Below are 23754 nucleotides of genomic sequence, written 5' to 3'. Positions count from 1 at the left end.
GGGTTACTCCACCAATCGACGACGCATCGCCTCGGCGACGGCGGCACCCCGATCCGAGACGCCAAGCTTCTCGTACAGGTTCTGTACATGTGTCTTAACGGTGCTGGGCGCCAAATGAAGTCGCGTCGCGATCTCCGGAACCGACAACCCGTCGGCCATCATCGCCACCACCTGGGTCTCGCGCTCACTCAACAACGCCGCCGTTCCCCTGGCCCGTTGTTTAACTTCACCGGCCAGCCCCCCGGCTAACCCGGTGGGCAGGTACGCATCGCCGCCGGCGCATTTGACCACGGCAGCGATGATCTCGTCGCTATCGGATTCTTTGGTCAAGTAGCCTGAAGCGCCCTCGGCTAAAGCCTTGTAGACAACCGAACTGTCATCAAACGCGCTCAGCAGCACCACCTGGGTGGGCAACCGATCACGGGTTATCGCATGGGTAACTTCAAGGCCATCCAGCCCAGGCATCTTGTAGTCGAGAAGGGCGACCGCGGGCCGTAGTTCCCGGATGGCGGCCAACGCCGCGCGGCCGTCGGCAACCTCGGCGACGACCTCCACTCGTCCGCTGGACACCAGGGCGCGCACCACACCTTGGCGAGTAACCGGGTGATCGTCGGCCACAACGACACTGATCCGGTCAGTGCGATAGACCATGGGCTGCTCCAAATGCTCTCTGACAAGCTGGCTGGGCCCAACCAGGGAGGACGGGCGCCCACATATTGTTGCTCCTCACCAACCAGCGCGGCAATGTGCCCACTACTGAGCGCGTTGTCGCTGGTCACCTAGGTTGCCTTGGTCCAGCCGAAAGTTCACTGTCCTCCCCCAAAAAGGGGACAACATTTCATCCGCCCTATCCCGTGTTTGTCCGACCTGTCTGCGGCCGTCGCCAGCCGATAGTGGTCAGAGAGACGAACACCGGCTCAAAACCGTGTCGCCCATCCACAAAGGAATCACTAAGGAATCACTGTGAACGACACCACCTCGCCAAACAACAGTGGCAAGCAGAGGCGTAACGGGTCGTGGCGGCGCACCAGGTGTTGGCTATCGGCCGCTGCCTCGATGGTGGTGCTGGCCACAACTGCAGGGGCCTCCCACAACTCCGCCCCCGCCGTCGTCCAGGCCGATGTCTGCGGCAGCGTCGGCGCCCGCCACGTCACGGTGGGTGGGTGCACAGATGTCGTTGGCACGGTCGAGCAATACGCAGATGCACCGAACGACTACCCACCGCCCGCCGAATCCACTCCCCCCCCACCCCCGCCAGATCCGGCGGGCAGCCTCTATGCCTGCGCCAACGTAGGTCGGCACGTCAGCGTCAGCGGCTGCGTCGACACCGGCTAACGGGGTTGCCGCTCCGATTACGGTATCGAGTCCGCTGGCCGCGGAGCTTCATGAAGGGAATGATTATGGCAAAGCCTGCCGCTCATGGTCCTGACCACGTCGCCGCGCAGCCGGTGAGCCCAGCGACAAGCAGTGACGGCGCGATGCCGCCGCGGGTAATGCGGGAAAGTCTGCCCATCGCAGATCGCAAGCACGTCGGGTTGACGGCATACGACACCAACGACCCGCACAGCCAGTACCCGCCGATCCCGATGCTGCGCCCACCGGCGGGCGCACCGAACGTATTGATCGTGCTGCTTGATGATGTCGGCTTCAGCGCGTCTTCGGCCTTCGGCGGACCTTGTCATACACCCACCGCTGAGCGCCTAGCAGCCAACGGTCTCAAGCTGACCCGCTTCCACACCACCGCGCTGTGTTCGCCCACCCGCCAGGCGCTGCTGACCGGCCGTAACCAACACTCGGTCAACGCCGGTGGCGTCACCGAGCTGGCCACCTCGGCGCCCGGATACACCAGCGTGCGGCCGAAAGACAAGGCTCCTATTGCCGAAACGCTGCGGCTGAATGGGTATTCGACAGCCCAGTTCGGGAAGTGCCACGAGGTTCCCGCTTGGGAAGTATCCGCGGTCGGGCCGTTTCAGCACTGGCCGACGGGTTCCGGATTCGAATATTTTTACGGCTTCGTCGGGGCCGAAGCCAATCAGTATTACCCCGGGCTCTACGAGGGAACCACCCCAATCGACCCGCCCAAGACACCGGAGGAGGGCTACACGCTCACCGAAGATCTTGCCGATCGCGCCATCAGCTGGGTGCGCCAGCAACAGGCTCTCGCCCCGGACAAGCCGTTCTTCATGTACTTCGCGCCGGGCGCCACGCACGCGCCGCACCATGTGCCCGCGCTGTGGTCGGACAAGTACCGGGGCAAATTCTATGAAGGCTGGGATGTGTTGCGTAAGGGCATCTTCCAGAGGCAAAAGGAGTTGGGCGTTATTCCCGCGGATGCGGAATTGACTGGCCGCCACCAGGAGATTCCGGCCTGGGACGACATGCCCGACGACCTGAAACCGGTACTGGCCCGGCAGATGGAGATCTACGCCGGTTTCCTGGAGCAGACCGACCACGAGGTGGGTCGGGTGGTCGACGCGATCGAGGAACTTGACGTCCTTGACAACACAATGATCATCTACATCATCGGCGACAACGGTGCCTCCGCCGAGGGCACCCCCGTCGGCTGCTTCAACGAGATGACCACACTGAACGGGTTGGGCGGCATCGAAAGCGCCGAGTTTCTGCGGAGCAAGATCGACGCCTTCGGAACGCCGCGCGCCTATAACCACTATGCCGTGGGCTGGGCGCACGCGTTATGCACCCCGTATCAGTGGACCAAGCAGATCGCCTCGCATTGGGGCGGCACCCGCAACGGGACGGTTGTGCACTGGCCCAACGGAATTACCGATAAGGGCCACTGCCGCCACCAGTTCCACTCCGTGATCGATGTGGCCCCCACCATCCTGGAAGCGGCCGGGCTACCCGCACCCGTATCGGTCAATGGCATTCAACAGGCGCCGATCGAAGGCGTCAGCATGCTCGCCACAATGCGCGACGCCAATGCGGCCGAGAACCACGATCTGCAGTATTTCGAATGCCTGGGCAACCGTGGCATCTATTACCGGGGCTGGATGGCGGCGACCAAGCACCGTACCCCATGGCTACTCGACGCGCCGGCGTTCGACGACGATGTGTGGGAACTCTACGGACCTGACGACTGGACCCAAGCTCGCGACATCGCCAAAGACAATCCAGAGACGTTGGCGAAGCTGCAAAGGCTGTGGCTCATCGAGGCGGTGAAGTACAACGTGCTGCCGCTCGATGACCGTTCGTTCCAACGGTTCAATCCCGATATCGCCGGGCGCCCTCAACTGATCCGCGGCAATCGCCAGTTGATGTTTCCCGGGATGCGGGTCAGCGAAAACTGCGTGCTGGGGCTCAAGAACAAGTCGTACGCGGTCACAGCCGATATCACCGTTCCCGACGCCGGCGCCAACGGTGTGATCATCGCTCAGGGCGGCCTCGTTGGCGGGTGGGCGTTGTATGCGCACGACGGCCGGCTGAGGTACTGCTATAACTTCCTGGGCATCCACCATTACATGGTGGATGCCGACAAACCGATCGCTACGGGCAAGCACCAGGTCCGTATGGAATTCGACTACGACGGTGGCGGATTCGCGAAAGGCGGTGAAGTAACGCTGTGTTACGACGGCGTCCCGGTGGGCAAGGGCCGGGTGGACATGACCCAGCCCATGGCCTACTCGGCAGACGAAACATGCGATGTCGGCCGCGACACCGGCTCACCCTGCTCGCCGGACTACGGGCCAACCGACAACGCGTTCACCGGCGAAATCGCATGGGTCCTGCTGGAAATCGGTAGCGACAGCCAGGACCACTTGATCAGTCCGCAAGATCGGTTACGGGTCGCGCTGGCCAAGCAATAGGTGCCGGCTGGCGACGGTCTGGAGAACTCGACTAGATCGTCAGCTGTCACGAAACCACTTGTGTCACTTTGGTTTCAATGGTACCAAATCGGCGCTTTCTGATGCTCCTATTCGTGTTATGGGTCAAGCGGCGGTGAGCCATTGGCGATAATTGGCGGCGAGGGTGTCGTTGCGTTGGAGTCCGCGTTCGAGTCGGGAGATGTCGTTAGGCCAGACGCCGAAGTGCTCGGCCACGGTGCTGAGAGTGATGTTTTTGGCTTGGCGAGCTGGGCGTAGATCGCTGTAGTCGTCGATGACGCAGGGGCGGGTGAGTAGTCGGAAGACCTCGCGGGCGATGGCGCGTTTGAGGAGGCGCAGGATTTCGGCCTTGCGGCGATTGTTGGTGGTTTGGCGGGCGACGTAGTCGCGGGTGCGCGGGTCATTGGACATTCGCACCAAGGCGATGCGGTACAACGCGTTGTTTGCTGAGCGATCGCCGCCCCGCGAGAGTCGATGGCGGGTCGTCTTGCCCGAGGAGGCCGGAACGGGGGCAACACCGCATAGCGCGGCAAAGGCGGCTTCGCTGCGTAGCCGATATGGGTTGAGGCCGGCGGTGATTAGTAGCGCGGCGGCGGTGTCGGGTCCAATGCCGTGGGCGACGCGCAGCCCGGGGTTGATGCTCTGTACCAGGGTGTCGATCTGGTCGGTGAGTTCACGCTCTTGGCGATGCAGGAACTGCGCGCGAAGGGCCAGCGTCTTGACTGCGCTAAGGACGGCCATGGTGGTCGGGTCACCATGGGCAACAAGCCGGCAACGAGCTAGGGCTTTGACCAGACCGGCTGTGTTGCAACGGCGGTAGCGTTCACGCAGCTCGGCGGGTGCGGTGATCAATAAAGATTGAATTTGGTTGGTCGCTGCGGTGCGGGCTTTGACTGCGCCGCGACGAGCGGTCAACAGAGCGCTCAGCGCCGTGGTGCGTTCGTCTTTCGGGGCGGCAAGGCCGTCCCCGGACAACGCGTTACGGGCCGCGGCATAGGCGTCGAGCGGGTCGGACTTGCCGCGCCGGCGCCGGGTGGCGCGGTCGGGGCGGTTAACTTCGACGACCTCGATGCCGGCGTCCTGCAGCGCCCGGGTCAATCCCGCACCATAGCTGGAAGTGCCTTCCACCCCGGCGATCAGTACTGTCCCGAAGCTCTGCGCCCACGTGAGCGCCTCGCAATAGCCCGTCGGGTTCGTCGGGAACTCCGCATCTGCCAAGGGTTTGCCGGTATCGCTCAACGTGGCGAGGTGAACGGTATCGAGATGCGTGTCGGCGCCAATGACGACCAACTGCGATGCTGTCACGATGGTGATGTTCCCTTCTGCCGGTGTGATCACCGGCGGTTGCGGTGACACCCGGTAGGGCGGGCAGACAAGACATTGATGAGGGAACTACCAGGCTCCTGATTAGGTCATGTCCGCCCTGCCGGGCCTCATGGTGCGACCCGCCCGCCGCCGGTGAGACAGATCAAGAAAAAGACAACCCAGCAGGGCGTCAGTCAGTGCCAGGGTCACCACCGGAAGCGGACGGGCCAGCTAATCATCAACCGTTGCGGTTGAACACCATCAATGTCGGTGCCCTTCGATAGTTTCGGGGACATGGGTTCGAGTGCGGTTGTTGATCGGGAGGCCATCACGGCTGCGTTTGATGCGCTCGACGCCGCGGTCGACGGTGTAGCTGCGCTGGACGTTGATGCGCTGTGCAGCCGGGAGTGGTTGGCGTTGTTGGAGCGCTGTGAGCGGGTGCGCCGCAGGATACCTGCCGTCGAACACCCAATGATCAATCAGCTTGCCCGCCAAGCGACCCCCGAAGAGCTCGGCGGCACGCTTTCGCATGCGATTGCCGAGTGGACGCTGATCAGCCGCGCCGAAGCCGCCCGGCGTATCCGGGAGGCCGCCGATCTGGGGCCGCGTCGGGGCTTGACCGGTGAACCGTTGCCACCCGTCTTGGCCGCGACCGCCGCAGCGCAACGCCAGGGCAAGCTCGGCGCCGGTCAGGTGGCGGTGATTCGGAAGTTCTGCCACGGGTTGCCCGGCTGGGTCGATACGGCAACCCACGAACACGCCGAAGCGCATCTTGCGAAACTGGGCTCCCAGTTTCGGCCCGAACAGCTGGCCGGGCTGGCCGATCGGCTCGCCGACTGCCTCAACCCTGACGGGACCTACAGCGACACTGATCGGGCCCGGCGGCGCGGCTTAACCTTAGGCAACCAGCAAGCCGACGGCATGACGGCGCTGCGCGGTTGGCTGACCCCCGAGGCCCGCGCCACCCTGGAAGCCGTGCTGGCCAAACTGGCCGCACCCGGCATGTGCAACCCCACCGATGACACCGCATGTGTGGACGGCGCACCTTCGCAACAGGCCATCGACAAAGACACCCGCAGCCCCGCCCAACGCAACCATGATGCACTCAATGCGGCGTTGCGTGCCCTGCTGTGTTCGGGAAAGCTGGGCCAGCACAATGGGCTACCGGCCTCCATCATCGTGTCCACCACCCTGGCCGAGCTCGAGGCTGCCGCCGGCAAAGGCCTCACCGGCGGCGGCACCCTATTGCCCATGAGTGATGTCATCCGCCTAGCGCGGCATGCCCGGCACTACCTGGCGATCTTCGACAAAGGCAAAGCGCTGGCGCTCTACCACACCAAACGACTCGCCTCACCCGCACAACGAATCGTCTTGTACGCCAAAGAACGGGGCTGCTCCGCGCCGGGCTGCACAGTGCCTGGGTATTACTGCGAAGTCCATCACGTCACCGAGTACGCCCAATGCCGCAGCACCGACATCAACAACCTCACCTTCGGCTGCGGCCCCCAACACCGCCTCCTGCAACCCGGCGGCTGGACCACCCGCAAAAACACCCACGGCGACACCGAATGGATCCCACCGCCGCATCTTGACCACGGCCAACCGAGAATCAACACGTACTGGCACCCCGAGAAACTGCTGCGGCGCGACGGCGACAGTGACGACAGCCCGGATGCGGCATAGCCACCGCTACAGCAGCGTGATCTGCTCCGGCTGCGGTGTGGCGGGCTCCAGCAGCTCGGGCCCAGCTGCAAGCGTCTGATGTGAGATTCATGAACGACTCTCAAGAGTTGCAATTCGGCGCGTCAATTTTCGGGCGCCGATTTCGAGTAGCTGCCACGGATCGCGCATTCCCCGCAAATGTAAGAGCCTTGACCGTTAGCGATCTTGATCTTTTCGGCTTGGGTAATTTCAGGTGTTTTGGCTCTGGCCGGCCGTTTACGTGACAACATGGCAAGGTGACCGTCCCGGAACCATCGCTCGCGTTGGTGCTCAACAACCTCGACTTGTCCGTGCCGCTGCCCTACGACTTGGCCGGCTGGTCTCTAGAAAGAGCTACAACTAATCACGTTGACGCTTACAGGAATGTGCTTACGCCATTTTTCCAAGCCCGCATGTTAATGCCAGGTAGCTGGTCCGACCTGCCGCGCGCCCTTCTTCCGTATGAAGCCAGAAAAACTAGCCCAGACGGCGGTGCGAGAGTCAACTCATCGGGGGGTGATCTTCCATCTGACGAGTGGCGGTATACGGTTGTCCGCCGCGTAAATCCGCTGATCAGCGCCCGATCCCTGACCGAAGCCCTGAGACTGTCCGACGCCGACATCTGGACACCCCTATGGGGGAACGGCTCTCAACTACCACCTGCGGCTGCGGCGACGATAGGGACGTCGTGGTGGTGGTCTCTGTTGTCGGGTGATCCCAACCAAGTCTTCCAGTTCATCTCACGTGATAACAGGCATCAAATGCCCGAGTTCCCAAACCTCGTCGAGATTGCCGAGGTGGTCGAGCTTCGACGAGCGCTTGACGACGATGAATACCCAGAGATTGCACGCACTCTCGCGTTATTCATCGAGGCTGACGGACTGCCGGAAGATTCCACTCAGAAATACCTCGCCTACTTCGGCGTCATCGAAAGTTTGCTCACGCACACACCGCAACCGAGTGATCCCGTTAACAGCCTCACGCGACAGTTGACGAGAAATATCCTTCTTCTTAACAACCGACTCCCAGACCACCGGAAGCTGCAGCTGGACACATTCAAGGATGGAAGCACCAGCGTTGCCCCAGAGAAGGTGATCAAGAACCTCTATCTTTATCGCAGCGCCGCGGCCCACGGCGGAGACACTACGGATGCGATCAAATGGTTCAAGCAGAACCACCCGCCGTCTTGGACTGGATTTCTTGAGCTTGACCTTCACGCATTCGCTCGCTGTATGGCGAAGCGGTTGCTAATCGCGGCGATGAGAGAACCGCAACTCGTACAGGACTTGAAAGCCGCTTAATGACGATGCGCCTTAATGACGATGCGCCGCCAACCCCGCACCAACACATTCTGGCACCCCGAGAAACTGCTGCGCGACGGCGACAATGACGACAGCCCGGATGCGGCATAGCCACCGCTACAGCAGCGTGATCTGCTCCGGCTGCGGTGTGGCGGGCTCCAGCAGCTCGGGCCCGTTATTCCGCACACTATTGACCAGCGTCGACACCGGACGCATGTCGATGCCGTGCACATCCGGCGATCGGGCCAGCAGCTCGGGATCCAGCGGGGCGTCAGGATTCAGCCAGGCATCCCAGTCGTCTTCGGCAAGGATGAGCGGCATCCGATCGTGGATCTCGGCCAGCTCCCCCACCGCGTCGGTGGTGATGATGGTGCAGCTCAACAGCGGAGCGGCGGAACTGGCTGGTTTCCATACCGACCACAGTCCGGCCATGAATAGTGTGGCACCGTCGTCGCGGTGCATGAAAAATGGTGCCTTGGGAGCTTTTTTGCCAAGCACCGGATCGGCGTTGGCCTGCCACTCGTACCAGCCGTCCATCGGCACCAAGCAGCGCTTGCTCTTGGCCGAACTCCGGAAAGCCGGCGACGTGGCGATCTTGTCGGCACGGGCATTAATCAACAGCGGACCTTTGGTGTCCGGGCCACCGTCGGGGCTTACTTTGATCCACGGCGGAATCAATCCCCACCGCATGAGACGCACCCGGCGGGTCGGCTCGTCGTCGGGCTCACTAGGTTCAATGAGTGACGACCCGCTGCGCCCGGCTTCGCCGCGCTGGCGATCGCCCCTAGGTTCAATGAGTGACGACCCGCTGCGCCCAGCTTCGCCGCGCTGGCGATCGCCCCTATGGCGGGACACCACCGTGGGGATGGTTGCCGTGGGAGCCACGTTGTAGTTGGGGGCGGCCGCACTGGCGTCGGCGGTTGCTGTCGCCTCATTGATCGCGTCGATCTTCTCAGCCAGCAGAGCCGGATCCGTGGTGACCGCAAACCGTCCGCACATGCCTACCATGGTGCCCGGTACCCACCGCGCCCGCCGACCCGGCAGGATGTAGCGGGTGAGCATCGAGCCCTGGACGGCCCCCGTCGCGTCGACACCGGTGCATGCGACCGTGACCATTCCGGGCTCTAAATCGCAGACCAACCGAGCACTGGTGCTGGCGGCGCTGGCGGCCGCACAGGGCCAGGGGCCCCCGGGCTCGCCCAGGGGAGGCACCTCGACCATCAGCGGCGCACTGCGCAGCAGGGACACCGACCTGATGATTTCAGCGTTACGGACACTGGGCCTGCACGTCGACGAGACCGGCTCCACCTTGACGGTCAGCGGCCGAATTGCCCCCGGCGCAGACGCCCGAGTGGATTGCGGCCTGGCCGGCACGGTATTGCGTTTTGTCCCGCCGCTGGCGGCGTTGAGCGCCGACCCGGTCACCTTCGACGGCGACGAACAAGCCCGGGCCCGGCCGATCGCACCGCTGCTGGATGCGCTGCGTGGTCTGGGCGTCCCCGTCGATGGCGCCGGTTTGCCTTTCCGGGTGCAGGGCAGCGGGTCGGTCGCCGGTGGCACGGTGGCCATCGACGCGTCGGCATCCTCGCAGTTCGTCTCCGGCCTGCTGTTGTGCGCAGCATCGTTCACCCAAGGGCTGACCGTGCAGCACACCGGTTCGACGTTGCCGTCGGCGCCGCATATCGCGATGACGGTGGTGATGCTGCGGCAAGCCGGCGTCGATGTCGACGACTCGGTCGGCAACCGTTGGCGGGTGCGGCCCGGTCCGGTCGCAGCCCGGCACTGGGTCGTCGAGCCCGATCTCACGAACGCTGTTGCGTTCCTGGCGGCAGCGGTGGTCAGCGGCGGAACCGTGCGCATCGCGGGCTGGCCGGCGACCAGTGTGCAACCCGCCGACAATATCCTGAGCATCTTGGGACAACTGAATGCCGTTGTTACCCACACTGATTCGTTTCTCGAGGTACGAGGGGCGGCGGACGGCTACCCCGGCTTTAATGTCGACCTGCGCGCTGTTGGTGAGCTCACGCCGTCGGTGGCGGCGCTGGCGGTGCTGGCAACCCCAGGATCGGTGTCGCGGCTATACGGCATCGCCCATCTGCGCGGCCACGAAACCGACCGCCTCGCCGCGCTGAGCACCGAGATCAACCGGCTAGGCGGCGACTGTCAGGAAACGCCCGACGGTCTGGTGATCACCGCGACACCGCTGCGGCCCGGTGTCTGGCGAGCGTATGCCGATCACCGGATGGCGATGGCCGGCGCGATCGTCGGGCTGCGGGTGGCCGGAGTCGAAGTCGACGACATCGGTGCCACCAGCAAGACACTGCCCGAGTTCCCACACCTGTGGGCGGACATGCTCACGAGGTCGGCCGGTTGAAGCCCGGCGACTACGACGAGTCCGATGTCAAGGTCCGCTCCGGCCGAGGCTCACGACCGCGGACCAAAACCCGTCCCGAGCACGCCGACGCCGAGACCGCCATGGTGGTCAGCGTTGACCGCGGCCGCTGGGGCTGCGTGCTGGGCGGCTGTCCCGACCGACGGATCACGGCCATGCGGGCACGCGAGCTGGGCCGCACCCCGATCGTCGTCGGCGACGACGTCGACGTCGTCGGCGATCTGTCCGGCCGACCCGATACCCTAGCCCGCATTGTGCGGCGCTCAGATCGCCGAACGGTGTTGCGGCGCACCGCCGATGACACCGACACCAGCGAACGAGTGGTGGTCGCCAACGCCGATCAACTGCTGATCGTGGTGGCGTTGGCGGACCCGCCGCCACGCACCGGTCTGGTCGACCGGGCGCTGATCGCCGCCTATGCTGGCGGGCTGGCACCGATCCTGTGCCTGACCAAGACTGACCTCGCGCCACTGGAACCATTCGCTAAGCAGTTTGTCGATCTGGACTTGACGGTGGTCGCCGCAGGGGTCGACGATCCCCTGCTCGCGGTGGCGGACTTGCTAGCCGGCAAAATCACCGTGCTACTCGGGCATTCTGGAGTCGGCAAGTCGACCCTGGTGAATAGGCTTGTGCCCGAAGCGGATCGGGCGGTGGGCGAGGTCACCGACATCGGCCGTGGGCGGCACACCTCGACTCAGTCGGTCGCACTGCCCCTGGAAGGTTCCGGCTGGGTGATCGACACCCCGGGAATCCGATCGTTCGGGCTAGCCCACATCCGGCCCGACGACGTGGTGCTGGCCTTCTCGGACCTCGCCGAAGCGATCGAGGACTGCCCACGCGGCTGCGGGCACAGGGGGCCGCCGGCCGACCCCGAATGCGTGCTGGACACCATGTCCGGGCCCGCGGTCCGTCGCGTGGCCGCCGCCAGGCGGCTGCTGGCGGTGCTCAGGGAGACCTACCAGGCCTGACCGGCCGGCGAGCGTGCGTGTCTGTACGACGGCACGCCGCCAAGGGCGTGCATTTACGCACCCTCGCGACGACGAGAACGAGATACCAGCCGCATGCCGAGCTCGCCGGGTGGCACCGGGTGCTCTGCAGTGCAACGGATTTCGACGTATGCATCGGCGCCACAGCCCAGATGGGTCAGCCGTAGCCGGTCGCTGCCCGGTAGGTGGTGTCGCCCCCACTCAAAGATCGCAAAGACTACGGGCATGAAATCGATGCCGGCCTCGGTGAGCACATACTCGTCGCGGCCGCGCTGCCCCGGGTCGCGGTAGCGCCGCCGCGTCAGCAGTCCGAGGTCGACCAGCTCGGCCAGCCGCGTCGAGGTAGCCGCCTTGGTGAGGCCCACCCGGCGGGCGAAGTCGTCGAACCGGGTGGTGCCGTAGTACGCCTCCCGCATGATGAGCATGGCGGATTTGGTGCCGAGCACCGCCATGGTCTTCTCAATCGCGCACTCCCCCACCGCCGACCACTTATCCCGGTCGGCCAGGGGCCCCTGCAGAAATGTCATGCAAATCACCTCTCCATCTGGGTTGCTTTTACTATACCCAGATGGTTACCTGGGTATAGCGAACTGGACCCAAGGAGGAGCCATGACCAGGTACCAGGGCCGCGACGCCGTCATCGTCGGCGCCGTACGCACCCCCGTCGGCAAGGGCAAGGCTACTGGGGCGTTGCACGATGTGCTGCCCGCCGACCTGCTGGCGCACAGCCTGCGCGAACTGATGGCACACACCGGCGTGAATCCGGGGCAGATCGACGATGTCATCGCCGGCGCCGTCACTCAGGTCGGCGACCAGGCGGTCAACATCGCACGCAATGCGTTGTTGGGCGCCGGATTTCCAGAGTCTGTCCCTGGTACCACGGTTGACCGGCAGTGTGGCAGCAGCCAGCAGGCCATCAGCTTCGCCGCCCAGGGCGTGCTCGCCGGCGCCTACGACCTCGTCATCGCCGGCGGCGTGGAGTCGATGTCCCGGGTACCGATGGGCAGCTCGGTGCTGCCGGGCAGCAATCCGTTCGGCGCGGACATGGCGGCGCGTTACCCCGAGGGCCTGGTGCCACAGGGCATCAGCGCCGAACTGATCGCCGCGAAGTGGGGCCTCTCGCGCACCCAGCTCGACGAGTTCGCCGCATCCAGTCATGAGAAGGCGGCCCGCGCCACCAAGGACGGGCTCTTTGAGAACGAGCTGATCGGAATCGCCGGGCTGGAATCCGACGAAATGATCCGGCCCGCAACAACCGTAGAAACGCTGGCCGCATTGCAGCCATCATTCTCTAGCGAAGCGATGAAAGAGCGCTTCCCGCAGATCAATTGGTCGATTACGGCGGGCAACTCGTCGCCACTGTCGGACGGCAGCGCCGCGGTCTTGATCACCAGCAGCGAGGTCGCCAAGAAGCTGGGCCTGCGCCCGCTGGCCCGGATCCACACCACGACCGTGCTGGGGTCGGATCCGCTCTACATGCTGACCGGCATTATCGGCGCCACCGAGAAAGTGTTGCATCGGGCCGGGCTGGTGCTGGCCGACATCGACCTGTTCGAGGTGAACGAGGCGTTTGCACCGGTCGTCCTGGCGTGGGCGCACGACACCGGCGCGGATCTGGCCAAGACCAACGTCAACGGCGGTGCCATTGCGATCGGGCATCCGCTGGGAGCCAGCGGCGCCCGGATCATGACGACACTCGTCAACGCCCTAGAACAGCGGAGTGGCCGCTACGGACTGCAAACCATGTGCGAGGGCGGCGGCATGGCCAACGCCACCATCATCGAGCGGCTGGGCTAGACGACCACAAGCAGGCCGAGCCTGGGTTGCCGGTCGGAGAATATGAGTGCGTAACGGAAAGAGCAATCCGGGCTTGGCTCCCTCAACAAGTTGGAAATTCACCGTGAGCGTTGGCCCAATATTGACCCAACGCTCACGTGGATTATCGGTTGCAATGCTTCCCAAACCTAAATACCACTACCTCGTCTGTCACAGCGGCAACATCTGTAACACAACTCTTCAGTAGACCATCTCCGACTCCGAAAATCGTGATCTTGCCCGGCGGGTCGGGTCGGGATCGGCAGACACCGATCGTACGCTGACTATCACTCGCACCTCGATAACGCTGTACGACAAGTAATTTACGGAGGATTCACATCGAAATGGCAACGCCAGACCCAGGGACCGCCGACACACGGCGAATGGACACCGTTCATTTGGCCTATACCTGGCCGCCCTCCTCGGCCAACCATTAATGGGTCCTGCTCGGGGTTGCCCCGGCCGATCGCATCTGCGAGCGGGGTGTCGCTGCCCTAGTAGAAATGAAATATCAAGACGTGAAACAGAATTACGTGCGGGTTCGAGGCGAGTTGAGGGGGCGTATTTGATTCGCGCTGCCATTGCCGATGCCAGAAGGCGTTTACAGTGAAAGAGTTGTTGAGCAAAAGAATGAGATTACTTGTGGCACTAGGGGTCACGTTGGGGGCGATCCCCAATTCCCCGGTAGCCTGGGCCGGGCCGGGCGGCAACATCCCCGGACCCGGCGTGTGCGACTATCCCGGTGTTGGCGGAAGTAGTTTCGAGGCGGGAGCCGTGTCGTACTACTGCGATTTTCCCACCGAAGAGAACAGCACGCACTGGCACTGCGAATATGGCGGATGGAATCTGGGTGGTCCAGCTGGCAACGCCCCCCTCGGTGGAACTTTTCTGGGTTTTGGGTTAACCATTCCTGCAGGCGATTTCGGGGGTGCTACCGGGGATTGTTCATGGCGCTGGCCCGATAACACCATCGGCCCTGCACCGAACCCCCCGGGCGCGTGGAAGAACTACTTGGTACCCAAGCCGCCACCGCCCGAACATCGGGCCGCTGCGACTCCGCCGGCTGAGCCAGAGTCCGGACCACCGCCGGTAGCGAATCCTGATCTCGGCGGTGAGCCACAGACACCGGCCTACACTAACCCGACGTTTCCGAATCCCGGCAGGACTGACAACCCGTCAAGTTAGCTTGTGTTACAGCCATGGGGGCCGATGAACGGATCTGTGACATCTGGGATCGGTTGGCTGAGTTCCGGGCTGAAACGATGTCGTAGTGTTGGCAGCCTAAGGCATCGACCGCAAGGTACTGCTCGTCAACGAAGCCGAGAACCGCAGCAGCCTGACCTACGTCAAGCCGTCGTCACCGATGGTGGTCAAGGACAATCCGGAGTTGCTTAGCGCCGCAACACAACTCGACACGAAGTTGGCCGCGCTTGGCCGCCAAAGCGACCGGCCGCTAAGCCGCCAGATTGTCGTCAGCGCTGACCGCGGCAGCGGCGGCACGCTTGTTGCGCCGCCAACCCCGCACCGTGGCGATCGCGGTCTTCAGCCCGCGTCGGCGTCCGGTCGCCGGGTCGGTGCCCGCGAAACCCGGCTGCAGTCCAGCGAACATCCGCTCGCTGCGAGTCTCCGGCGCGTCGTCGGTGTCGTCGACCAAGTACTTGTTCGGCAGCGACAGCTTGGCCAAAGTGCGCCACGTCTTGGCGTACTGCACCAGGAACGAACCTGTGGTGTACGGCAGGTCATACTTATCGCAAATCTCCCGCACCCGCACCGAGATCTCAGCCAGCCGGTTGCTCGGCAGATCGGGATACAAGTGGTGCTCGATCTGATGGCACAGGTTGCCGCTCATGAACCGCATCACGGGCCCGGCGTTGAAGTTGGCACTACCCAGCATCTGCCGCAGGTACCACTGGCCCTTGCTCTCGCCGATCATGTCGGTTTTGGTGAATTTCTCGGCGCCATCCGGGAAATGCCCGCAGAAGATGACGGCGTTAGACCACACGTTGCGAATCACGTTGGCCGTCGCGTTGGCCGTCACGGTGGACCGGTACGTCGCGCCGGGCGACAGCGCGGTCAGCGCTGGGAACGCGACGTAATCCTTGAACAGTTGGCGACCTGCCTTCGCCAAGAACTCATCGGTCCGTTGCCGGGCCTCCTGGTGATCCATCCGCTTCTTGGCGATCTTGCCGAGCTCCACGTGCTGCAAGGCGACGCCCCATTCGAAGCCAACCGCGAGCAGGGTGTTGAACAGCAGGTTGAGGACATTGAAGCGCTTCCAGCGCTGGTCTCGGGTGACGCGCAGCATGCCGTAGCCGACGTCGTCGTCCATGCCGAGGATGTTGGTGTACTTGTGGTGCACGAAGTTGTGGGTGAATCGCCAATGCTTGGCCGACCCCGCCATGTCCCACTCCCACGTCGAGGAGTGAATCTCCGGGTCGTTCATCCAATCCCACTGGCCGTGCATGACGTTGTGGCCGATCTCCATGTTCTCGATGATCTTGGCCACACCCAGCGTCACCGCCCCTGCCCACCACGCAGAACGGCGCGAACTGGCGGCCAGCAGCACCCGGCCGGCCACCTCCAGCACCCGCTGTGCAGCAATGGTGCGGCGGATGTAGCGGGCGTCCCGCTCGCCACGCGAGTCTTCAACATCGCAGCGGATGGCGTCCAGCTCAGCGGCCAGGTTTTCAATGTCAGCGTCCGTCAGATGCGCGAATGCGTCGACGTCTGTGATCGCCATCGTCGTCATCTCCCTGCGGTCGGTGCGCGGCCCTCAACTGTTCCAGACCTACGCTATCGTAACCTACGATTACGTAGGTTACCTGTGAGTAGCCTTTAGACGTCGAGCACACAGTCGCCAGAAGCGGCCGACACACACGTCTGAACCCGGGTTCCCGGTTCGTGTTCCGTGCCGGTTCGCAGGTCACGGGCGTGGCCTTCGACCAATCCGACCACACACGACTGACAGATACCCATCCGGCAGCCGAAGGGCATCTGAACACCGACGCCCTCGCCCGCATCCATCAACGACGTCGCGGCGTCAGCCGCGACGCTGCGCCCACTGCGAGCAAACGTGACCGTACCGCCGGCTCCGGCGGGGGCAGCCTTTGACACCGCGAACCGTTCCACGTGCAGCCGGCCGCTGATACCGGCCGCCGACCAGGTCTTTTCGGCCTGGTTGAGCAGGCCTTCTGGCCCGCACGCCCAGGTTTGGCGTTCGCTCCAGTCCGGCACCTCTTCGCCGAGCCGGGCGAGGTCGAGTCGACCCTCGGTGCGGGTTTGTCGCACCCGTAGCCGGTAGCCAGTGTGGTCGGATGCCAGCGAGGCCAACTCGGCGCCGAACATCACGTCGGATCCGGTGGGCGCCGAATGCAGGTGCGTGATGTCCGTGATTTGGTTGCGGCGCGCCAACGTGCGCAGCATCGACATCACCGGGGTGATGCCGGATCCGGCGGTGAGGAACAGAATCGATGACGGTGCCGGGTCAGGTAATACGAAATTGCCTTGGGGGGCGGCCAATCGGACGATGGTTCCCGGCTCGACACCGGCTACCAGGTGGGTAGACAGGAAGCCTTCCGGCATCGCTTTCACGGTGATGGTCACGGTGCGCGAGCCAGTTACCGGGCTGGAGGTCAGCGAATACGACCGCCAGCGCCAGCGCCCATCCACTAACAACCCGATCCCGATGTACTGGCCGGGCTGATAGTCGAAGCTGAAGCCCCAGCCCGGCCTGATGACCAGGGTCGCGGAGTCTTCCGTCTCCCGATGGACCGCCAACACGCGACCCCGCAGCTCGCGCGCGGACCACAGCGGATTTGCCAGGCGCAGGTAGTCGTCGGGCAGTAGCGGGGTGGTAATGCGCGCGGCTATCTTGCGTAGCGCGTGCCAGCCAGGATGCCGGTCGACCCCGGCCACGGTGGGACGCTTGGTGTCGCCGATATTGGCGATAACCGTTGCGCATTTCTTACTCATAGGAAGCTCCTGCTCACGATGCGGCTGCTGGCTTCCGCTCATGCTGGGCCGGTTCCACGCCCACCCACAAAGCTACGGTACCGTAACCTACGCAACCGTATCTAGGCCTCGTGGCCAGGACTGCGTCACACCGTGGGGTTAGAGCAGGTCGAGCAGGAAGGGCAGCTCCTGGTTGGCGTACCAAGCCAGATCATGGTCCTGCGCGTCCCCGACAATCAGGTCGGCGTCCTCGTCGCCCAGGTCGGCGGCGTCGATGACCGCGATCGCCGCCGTGACAGCCGGCTCGGCGCTGGCCGTGTCGACATACGCCGCGACAATCTGGTCGATCGTCACGGGCGCACCGAGCCGGACGACGGCGTCGTCGAGATCCGGACGGTACGTGACCCGGGATTCGCCCACGTCGACCTCGGCAGCCAGCACGGCACGCCGCGGCGGCAGGGCGGCCGCGGACTCGCCGGTGGCCGCTGCGTCGGGGGTATCGGCCGCCAGCAGGCGCAGTGACGCCAGCGCCGCCTCACGCAGCGCCACCTCGGCAAGCTCATCGTCGTCACCCTCGGCGTAGGCCTCACGCAACGTCGGGGTCACCGCGAATGCGGTTCCGTTGATCGGCCACAGCGAGCCGTCGGCGACAAGCTGCTGCAACATGGCCACGGTCGCCGGGATATAGATCTGCACAACGGCGCCAGCCACTTAGCCCTCAACCAACGTGGCCGCATAGTCATCGACGTACTTCGCCAGCTCACGCGACGGCCGTTGGTAGTCGGTGCTCTCCACCGGCCGTGCCGGCAGCTTGACCGTCGGCTTCTCCACGCCTTGATAATCGATCGTGGACAACAGGTGCGACATCATGTTCAGGCGCGCGTGTTTCTTGATATCCGATTCCACGACATACCACGGGCTAACCGGGGTATCGGTGTGCACCATCATCTCGTCTTTGGCGTGCGAATAATCTCCCCACCGATACACCGACTCCACGTCCATGCGGCTAAGTTTCCATTGCCGCAGCGGGTCGTTCAATCGCGCCTTGAACCGGCGCAGCTGTTCGGCCGCGGAGACCGAAAACCAATACTTGCGTAGCAGAATCCCGTCGTCGATCAGCATCTGCTCGAAGATGGGCGTCTGCCGCAAAAACAGCACATACTCCTGCGGCGTACAGAATCCCATGACTTTCTCGATGCCGGCGCGGTTGTACCACGACCGATCGAACAGCACGATTTCCCCTCTGGCAGGCAGATGGGCGATATAGCGCTGGTAATACCACTGACCGCGCTCCCGATCGCTCGGCACTGGCAACGCGGCAACCTGGGCAACACGCGGGTTGAGGTATTCGGTGATCCGTTTGATCGCGCCACCCTTGCCGGCGCCGTCGCGGCCCTCAAAGATGACGACCAGACGCGCCCCGGAGTGCCGTATCCACTCCTGGAGCTTCACGAATTCCGTTTGCAGTCGCAATAATTCGGCTTCATAGACAGCGTCGGAGATAATTCGGTTGGCCGGCGCGCTCGATTTCTTCTTTTTCGCCTTCGCCGACTCGCCGTCGTTTGTCGCGGTGCTCACAGCAACGGATCGTATATCGCTGCAGCAGTTGTGACCCGCAGCTACCGAGAAGCTTCCAGCAGCTCATCAAGTGATTGGCTCAACAGTCCTGGCAGCAGGTCGACATCGCTCATCGCATCGCGGTCGGCATTGATCCCGAAATACAGCATGCCGTTATAAGAGGTCACACTGATCGCCAACGCCTGATTATGCAGCAGCGGCGGCACCGCGTACGTCTCTAGCAACTTGGTACCGGCAATATACATTTGTGACTGGGCCCCGGGAGCATTGGTGATCAACAGGTTGAACGCCCGCTTGGATAGGGTAGGAAAGCTGGTGGCGACCCGGATACCCATGGCGTGCAAGGTAGGCGGCGCAAAACCCGACAGCGTGACAATGGTTCTGGCGTCGACCAGGCTGGCGGCCGTCGGGTTCGACTCGGTGGCGTGCGCGATCTGCGACAAACGCACCACCGCGTTGCCCTCCCCCACCGGCAAGTCAACCAGGAACGGCGTCACCTCGCTGATCGCCTGGCCAGGCCCGGTCGAGTCGAGTGGGTCATCGGCATAGACCGACAACGGCGCCATCGCCCGGACCGTCGCGCTCTGCGCCACCGTTTCACCGCGCGACATCAGCCAATTGCCCAACGCGCCGGCCACCACCGCCAGCACCACATCATTGACGTCGCAGTCGTAGCGCGCTCGTACCGTCCGGTAGTCCGCAAGCCGCCCACTAGCGACGGTAAACCGCCGATTGCGCGAAACGGTGGCGTTGAGCGGGCTACTGGGTGCGGTGCCGCGGGCTATCGTGCGCGCGACATCGAAGAACCGGCGACCGGCGTCGACGAATTGCCCGGAGTTCGTTGTCAGACCGGCGATCGCGGACCCGACAGCCTGCATTCGCGAGCCCGGGCTGATCAGCAAGTCACCAATCGTGCCCAACAGTAAGCGGGTGTTGCCGGGGTCGCGTTCGGGTATCCAGATGTCTTCAGCGAACGGTGGCGGACGTCGGGTCCGATCGGCGATGACGTGGCCGATCTCCAACGCGGTCATGCCGTTGATCAATGCCTGGTGCGACTTGGTGTACAGGGCGACGCGGTTCTTATCCAGGCCCTCGACGAGATATAACTCCCACAGCGGCCGCGTCTTATCCAGCGGCCGCGCGGCCAACCGGGCAATCAGCTCGTGCAACTGCTCGTCGCTGCCTGGCGATGGCAGCGCCGATCGCCGCACGTGATAGGTGATGTCGAAATCGCGATCGTCGATCCAGACGGGCCTGGCCATGCCCATACTGACTTCGCGGACCTTCTGCCGGTAGCGCGGAATCTGGGGTAGTCGCTGCTCGACGGTGGCCAGTAGCGTCTCGTAGCTCAATCCCGCGCGCGGACGACGCAAGATCGACAGCGATCCGACGTACATCGGGGTGGCGGTGTTCTCCAGCCGATAGAACGACGCGTCCGACGGGGACAACCGGGTCACCACTACGGCCCTGTCCTCCTTGTCGATTCGTCGCGTTGAGCAATGTCGCCCACGGTAATCGCCGGCCCGGGCACATCGCGGCGCGGGTACACGCCAGCCTCGGATGTGCGATGATGACCAGCAGCAGAAACAACCGAAAAATTGTCTGTCACTCTCCAGCAGGCCCCCCATCCGATCGTTGAGTTGGAGAGTGCCCGTTGACCATTGGTCCCCTCGCGAGCCCGCCCCGCCGCGACAGCTTCGCTGTCCTGCCCGTCGTTGAGTACGAGCCACCGACACGAAACGTCCCCCAGTGTCGGCAATCATTGCACGCGACGTACCACACCTCGCGTTCGCCGCACCGAGCTGGCAGCAGGCTAGGCGGCCGGCACCCCGAGGCGACGACCGCGGTGGTGTTGTCGGCATCGATGCGCCAGGCGGCGATCTTCGCCGACGCCGCGCTACGCCGAGTGCTGGAAGTCATCGACCGCCGCCGGCCCGCGGCTCAGCTACGGCCCCTGCTGGCACCTAGCCTGGTCGACTCGGTGCTCTCGGTGCGCCCGCCAGCAACCGGACACCCACCCGAACGCCAGGGCGCCGCAGTGCTGCGCCGGATGCGTCTGCAACCTGTCGGGCGGCATGACCCGGACACTGCCGCCGAGGTTTCCGGCACGTACAGCCGCGGGGACCGGATACATGCCATCGCGTGCCGCGTGGAACAGGTACCCGCGACCGACGGAACCCGCTGGCTGGTCGTTGCCCTACACATCGGTTAACCGGTCTCAGGGGTTGCACGGTCTCAGGCAGCGGCACCAGCTGCCTAGTTGGCCGCCCCGGAGCCGGTCGGCTGGGGGCCCCTCCCGCTTGCGGGGGACGGGCCCGGAGTGTAGCGGGCCAGTACCGGACCCGCGATCGCCATGATGAAGACATACGCCGTGGCCAGCGCGGCCACGGCGGGGGTCGACGTGCCGATCAATCCGATGATGATCAGCGAAAACTCGCCCCGGGCGACGAGCGCTGTACCCGCGCGCAGCTGCCCGCGTCGCGCCACGCCGTCGTGCCGGGCGGCCAGAATTCCGGTAGCCACCTTGGTCACCGCGGTAACAGCGGCCAGGATCAGGGCTGCCGGAAGCATCGGGAGGAGCTCGTGCGGGTCGACCGATATGCCGATAGCAAGGAAGAAAAGCGCGGCGAACAGGTCGCGAAGAGGGCCGAGCACCTTGCGTGCGCGGTCAGCGGTGTCCCCCGTCAGGGTCAGGCCGACCAAGAATGCGCCTACGGCGGCCGACGCGTGCAAAGACTCGGCCACCGCCGCCACCATCAGGGTGACCCCCAGGACCCTCAGCAACAGCTGCTCGGAATCGGGGTGCGCCACCAGCCGACCGACATGATGGCCCCAGTGATAGGACGCGGCAAACGCCGCGAACAGCGCGCAGACCGCGGCAACCATACCGGCGACGGCATCCAGCCAGCTGCCGCCCGACGCGAGTACCGCGAATAGCGGCAGGTAGGCCGCCATCGCGAAGTCTTCGAGCACCAACACCGACAGCACCGCCGGCGTTTCCCGGTTACCGAGCCGACGTAAGTCCGCCAGCAGGCGCGCAATGACACCGGATGAGGAGATGTATGTGACGCCGGCCAGCGCGAGCACGGCGACCCCGTCCAAACCCAGCAGCCAGCCGGCCACCGCGCCGGGTGTGGCGTTGAGGATGATGTCGACACCGGCTGACGGCAGGTGATGCCGCAGACTGCTGGCGAACTCGGTCGCGGAGAACTCCAGACCCAACGTCAGCAGCAACAACACAATGCCGATGGGCGCTCCCGTAGTGATGAATTCATCGGCGGCGGCCACTGGCATGATGCCGCCCTTGCCGAGCGAGAGCCCCGCCATCAGATAAACCGGTATCGGAGACAACGAGTATCGGCGTGCGCCGGCGCCCAGCACGGCAAGTGTGGTCAGGAGGGCGCCGACTTGGAACAGCAGCGCCCCCGAAATTTCCATCGTCTCAGCCCTTGCCGACGATCTGCTCGACCCCGGCGATACCTTCTTCGGTGCCTATCACGATCAGCACATCACGGGCCCGCAGCAGTTCAGCCGGGCCTGGCGAGGCCACGACGTCCTCGTCGCGCACGATCGCGACGATCGATGCGCCGGTGCGGGTGCGGGCGTGAGTGTCGCCCAGCGGCCGGTCTACGAACGGGCTCTCCGGCGTGATGCGAACTTGCCTGGTCTCGAGCCCGGGGACCTCACTAGCCAGCTCGGTAAACCGCTCGGCGATCCTGGGTGCGCCCAGAATCTGAGCGACAGCGTCGGCCTCGTCGTCAGTGAGGCAGAAGACCTGCCGCGCCTCGTCCGGATCCTCGCGGGCATATACAACGACGTCGAAATCGCCGCTGCGCCGCGCGATGATCCCGATCCGGTCACCCTTGCGACTGGTGAACTCGTAGCGCAAGCCCACGCCGGGCAACAGCACTTCCTTGACGTCCATAGCTTCAATCCTTAACGAAATGCCGCCGGGAAAGAAGTGATCACGGCAATCTCCTTGTAGTCCAGTGGAACTAGTGTTAGCGAACGGACGGCATTACGGGGAGCGTAGAGCGCGTGAACCACGCTACACGGACGTCGGTTCCGCTATCAGTGGGTACCACATTCACCGCAGAGTTAGTCCTGACCAACCGTTTTGGCGACGCGCCGATGTGGCAAGTGTCGTAACGGCAGCAACATCGGCACGTCGCGCCGGTAGTCACGATATTGGTCGCCCAGCGTCGCCACCAGGTCGCGCTCTTCTAGCTGGATGGCGATCAGGATGTAGCCCGTGGTGGCGGTCGCGAAGAGCAGGTGCCCCGCCGTCATCGTGGGCGCCGACCAGAACACGATGAGGAAGCCGAACATGAGCGGGTGGCGCACCAGCCGGTAGAGCAGTGGAGCACGAAAGCCAATGGCGGCGTAGGGCTTTCCCCGCCACGCCAAGTACACCTGCCTAAGGCCGAACAGGTCGAAATGATTAATCATGAAAGTCGACGCGAACACTATCGCCCACCCGAGCCAGAACAGCACCCACAGCGCCAGCCGGCCAGCCGGCGCCCGCACCTCCCAGATGACCGCCGGCATGGTTCGCCATTGCCAGTAGAGCAGCAGCAGCGCGGCGCTGGTCAGCAGCACGTAGGTGCTGCGCTCGATCGGCGCCGGCACAAACCGGGTCCACCACCGTTTGAACCCTGGCCGTGCCATCACGCTGTGTTGGATCGCGAACACGCCAAGCAGCACCACATTGACCACGACCGCCGCGCCGATCGGCGCGGCAATCCCGTGATTGACATCACGCGGCACCACGATGCCGCCCACAAATCCAACTGCATAGAGGAAGGCTACGAGGAACAGGGCGTACGCTGCGGCGCCGTAGCCGATCATCAGCGAGCGTTTCATCCCCCAATTGTCTCCTCTAT

At 64.1% G+C, this 23754-nt stretch carries 21 protein-coding genes; 8 read left to right on the top strand and 13 right to left on the bottom strand.

Translation table 11 applies throughout. The features are described from left to right. Positions 1-3 precede the first annotated feature (3 nt). The gene (locus B586_RS05060) at positions 4-651 is read right to left on the bottom strand and encodes a response regulator transcription factor (RefSeq protein ID WP_054880530.1); all 648 of its coding nucleotides are present in this window, start codon (positions 649-651) and stop codon (positions 4-6) included. A gap of 299 nt (positions 652-950) precedes the next feature. Beyond that, positions 951-1184: a hypothetical protein gene (locus B586_RS05055; protein WP_156406714.1), complete on the bottom strand. Its 234-nt coding sequence runs from the start codon at positions 1182-1184 to the stop codon at positions 951-953. A 294-nt stretch (positions 1185-1478) separates the two neighbouring features. Between B586_RS05055 and B586_RS05050 the strand changes: the two genes are divergently transcribed. Further along, on the top strand, positions 1479-3824 hold the full coding sequence (locus tag B586_RS05050; protein WP_054881060.1) for an arylsulfatase: 2346 nt from the start codon (positions 1479-1481) through the stop codon (positions 3822-3824). 123 nt (positions 3825-3947) lie between these two features. Here the strand turns inward: B586_RS05050 and B586_RS05045 are convergent, their stop codons facing one another. Then, entirely contained in the window at positions 3948-5147 is a 1200-nt protein-coding gene (locus B586_RS05045) for an IS110 family RNA-guided transposase (protein WP_054880758.1), read from the bottom strand. 294 nt (positions 5148-5441) lie between these two features. On the opposite strand from B586_RS05045, the gene B586_RS05040 reads away from it, so the two are divergent. Both B586_RS05040 and B586_RS20735 read left to right on the top strand, forming a co-directional pair. Further along, positions 5442-6830, top strand: a complete 1389-nt coding sequence (locus tag B586_RS05040; protein WP_054881061.1) for an HNH endonuclease signature motif containing protein — start codon at positions 5442-5444, stop codon at positions 6828-6830. 275 nt (positions 6831-7105) lie between these two features. Further along, on the top strand, positions 7106-8149 hold the full coding sequence (locus tag B586_RS20735) for a hypothetical protein (protein WP_156406713.1): 1044 nt from the start codon (positions 7106-7108) through the stop codon (positions 8147-8149). Between the two features lie 117 nt (positions 8150-8266). On the opposite strand, the gene B586_RS05030 is transcribed toward B586_RS20735, so the two are convergent. Then, positions 8267-9148 (bottom strand): SOS response-associated peptidase, encoded by an 882-nt coding sequence (locus tag B586_RS05030; RefSeq protein WP_082607722.1) that lies wholly within the window; start codon positions 9146-9148, stop codon positions 8267-8269. A 61-nt stretch (positions 9149-9209) separates the two neighbouring features. Here B586_RS05030 and aroA point away from each other — a divergent pair, with 61 nt between their 5' ends. Both aroA and rsgA read left to right on the top strand, forming a co-directional pair. Further along, a complete protein-coding gene (gene aroA, locus B586_RS05025; protein ID WP_168162573.1) occupies positions 9210-10523 on the top strand; it encodes a 3-phosphoshikimate 1-carboxyvinyltransferase in 1314 nt (437 codons plus the stop codon). Beyond that, the gene (gene rsgA, locus B586_RS05020) at positions 10520-11509 is read left to right on the top strand and encodes a ribosome small subunit-dependent GTPase A (protein WP_054881062.1); all 990 of its coding nucleotides are present in this window, start codon (positions 10520-10522) and stop codon (positions 11507-11509) included. Before aroA ends, rsgA begins: the two co-directional genes overlap by 4 nt. A gap of 53 nt (positions 11510-11562) precedes the next feature. Here the strand turns inward: rsgA and B586_RS05015 are convergent, their stop codons facing one another. Next, positions 11563-12054, bottom strand: coding sequence for a winged helix-turn-helix transcriptional regulator (locus tag B586_RS05015; protein ID WP_047313313.1), 492 nt, complete (start codon positions 12052-12054; stop codon positions 11563-11565). An 82-nt stretch (positions 12055-12136) separates the two neighbouring features. On the opposite strand from B586_RS05015, the gene B586_RS05010 reads away from it, so the two are divergent. Both B586_RS05010 and B586_RS20730 read left to right on the top strand, forming a co-directional pair. Next, complete coding sequence (locus B586_RS05010) at positions 12137-13324, top strand: thiolase family protein (protein ID WP_054880534.1); 1188 nt, start codon at positions 12137-12139, stop codon at positions 13322-13324. 648 nt (positions 13325-13972) lie between these two features. Beyond that, positions 13973-14527 (top strand): hypothetical protein, encoded by a 555-nt coding sequence (locus tag B586_RS20730; RefSeq protein ID WP_156166463.1) that lies wholly within the window; start codon positions 13973-13975, stop codon positions 14525-14527. 268 nt (positions 14528-14795) lie between these two features. On the opposite strand, the gene B586_RS05005 is transcribed toward B586_RS20730, so the two are convergent. The 5 genes from B586_RS05005 to B586_RS04985 all read right to left on the bottom strand — a co-directional run bounded on the left by B586_RS05005 (position 14796) and on the right by B586_RS04985 (position 20331). Beyond that, positions 14796-16082, bottom strand: a complete 1287-nt coding sequence (locus B586_RS05005; RefSeq protein WP_054880535.1) for a fatty acid desaturase family protein — start codon at positions 16080-16082, stop codon at positions 14796-14798. 95 nt (positions 16083-16177) lie between these two features. Further along, positions 16178-17314, bottom strand: coding sequence for a ferredoxin reductase (locus B586_RS05000; protein WP_054880536.1), 1137 nt, complete (start codon positions 17312-17314; stop codon positions 16178-16180). A gap of 138 nt (positions 17315-17452) precedes the next feature. Beyond that, on the bottom strand, positions 17453-18004 hold the full coding sequence (locus B586_RS04995; RefSeq protein ID WP_418001120.1) for a DUF6912 family protein: 552 nt from the start codon (positions 18002-18004) through the stop codon (positions 17453-17455). After that, positions 18005-18871: a polyphosphate kinase 2 gene (gene ppk2 / locus B586_RS04990; RefSeq protein ID WP_054880537.1), complete on the bottom strand. Its 867-nt coding sequence runs from the start codon at positions 18869-18871 to the stop codon at positions 18005-18007. It abuts the gene before it with no gap. A 41-nt stretch (positions 18872-18912) separates the two neighbouring features. Continuing rightward, positions 18913-20331 carry a WS/DGAT/MGAT family O-acyltransferase gene (locus B586_RS04985; protein WP_047313318.1) on the bottom strand — a complete coding sequence of 473 codons (1419 nt, stop codon included), beginning with the start codon at positions 20329-20331 and terminating at the stop codon, positions 18913-18915. A 194-nt stretch (positions 20332-20525) separates the two neighbouring features. Here B586_RS04985 and B586_RS04980 point away from each other — a divergent pair, with 194 nt between their 5' ends. Beyond that, entirely contained in the window at positions 20526-21083 is a 558-nt protein-coding gene (locus B586_RS04980; protein ID WP_156406712.1) for an Rv3235 family protein, read from the top strand. Between the two features lie 44 nt (positions 21084-21127). Here the strand turns inward: B586_RS04980 and B586_RS04975 are convergent, their stop codons facing one another. From B586_RS04975 to mddA, 3 genes are all read right to left on the bottom strand, one after another. After that, positions 21128-22309, bottom strand: a complete 1182-nt coding sequence (locus B586_RS04975) for a cation:proton antiporter (protein WP_047313319.1) — start codon at positions 22307-22309, stop codon at positions 21128-21130. 4 nt (positions 22310-22313) lie between these two features. Further along, positions 22314-22796: a cation:proton antiporter regulatory subunit gene (locus tag B586_RS04970; protein WP_047313320.1), complete on the bottom strand. Its 483-nt coding sequence runs from the start codon at positions 22794-22796 to the stop codon at positions 22314-22316. Positions 22797-22969: 173 nt separating this feature from the next. Then, positions 22970-23734, bottom strand: coding sequence for a methanethiol S-methyltransferase (gene mddA / locus B586_RS04965; RefSeq protein ID WP_054880538.1), 765 nt, complete (start codon positions 23732-23734; stop codon positions 22970-22972). Positions 23735-23754: the final 20 nt, after the last annotated feature.

It is taken from the genome of Mycobacterium haemophilum DSM 44634 (assembly GCF_000340435.2).
GTDB lineage: Bacteria > Actinomycetota > Actinomycetes > Mycobacteriales > Mycobacteriaceae > Mycobacterium > Mycobacterium haemophilum.
Note: the sequence above shows the minus strand (reverse complement) of the source record. Positions and strands in the feature narration are given on the sequence as shown.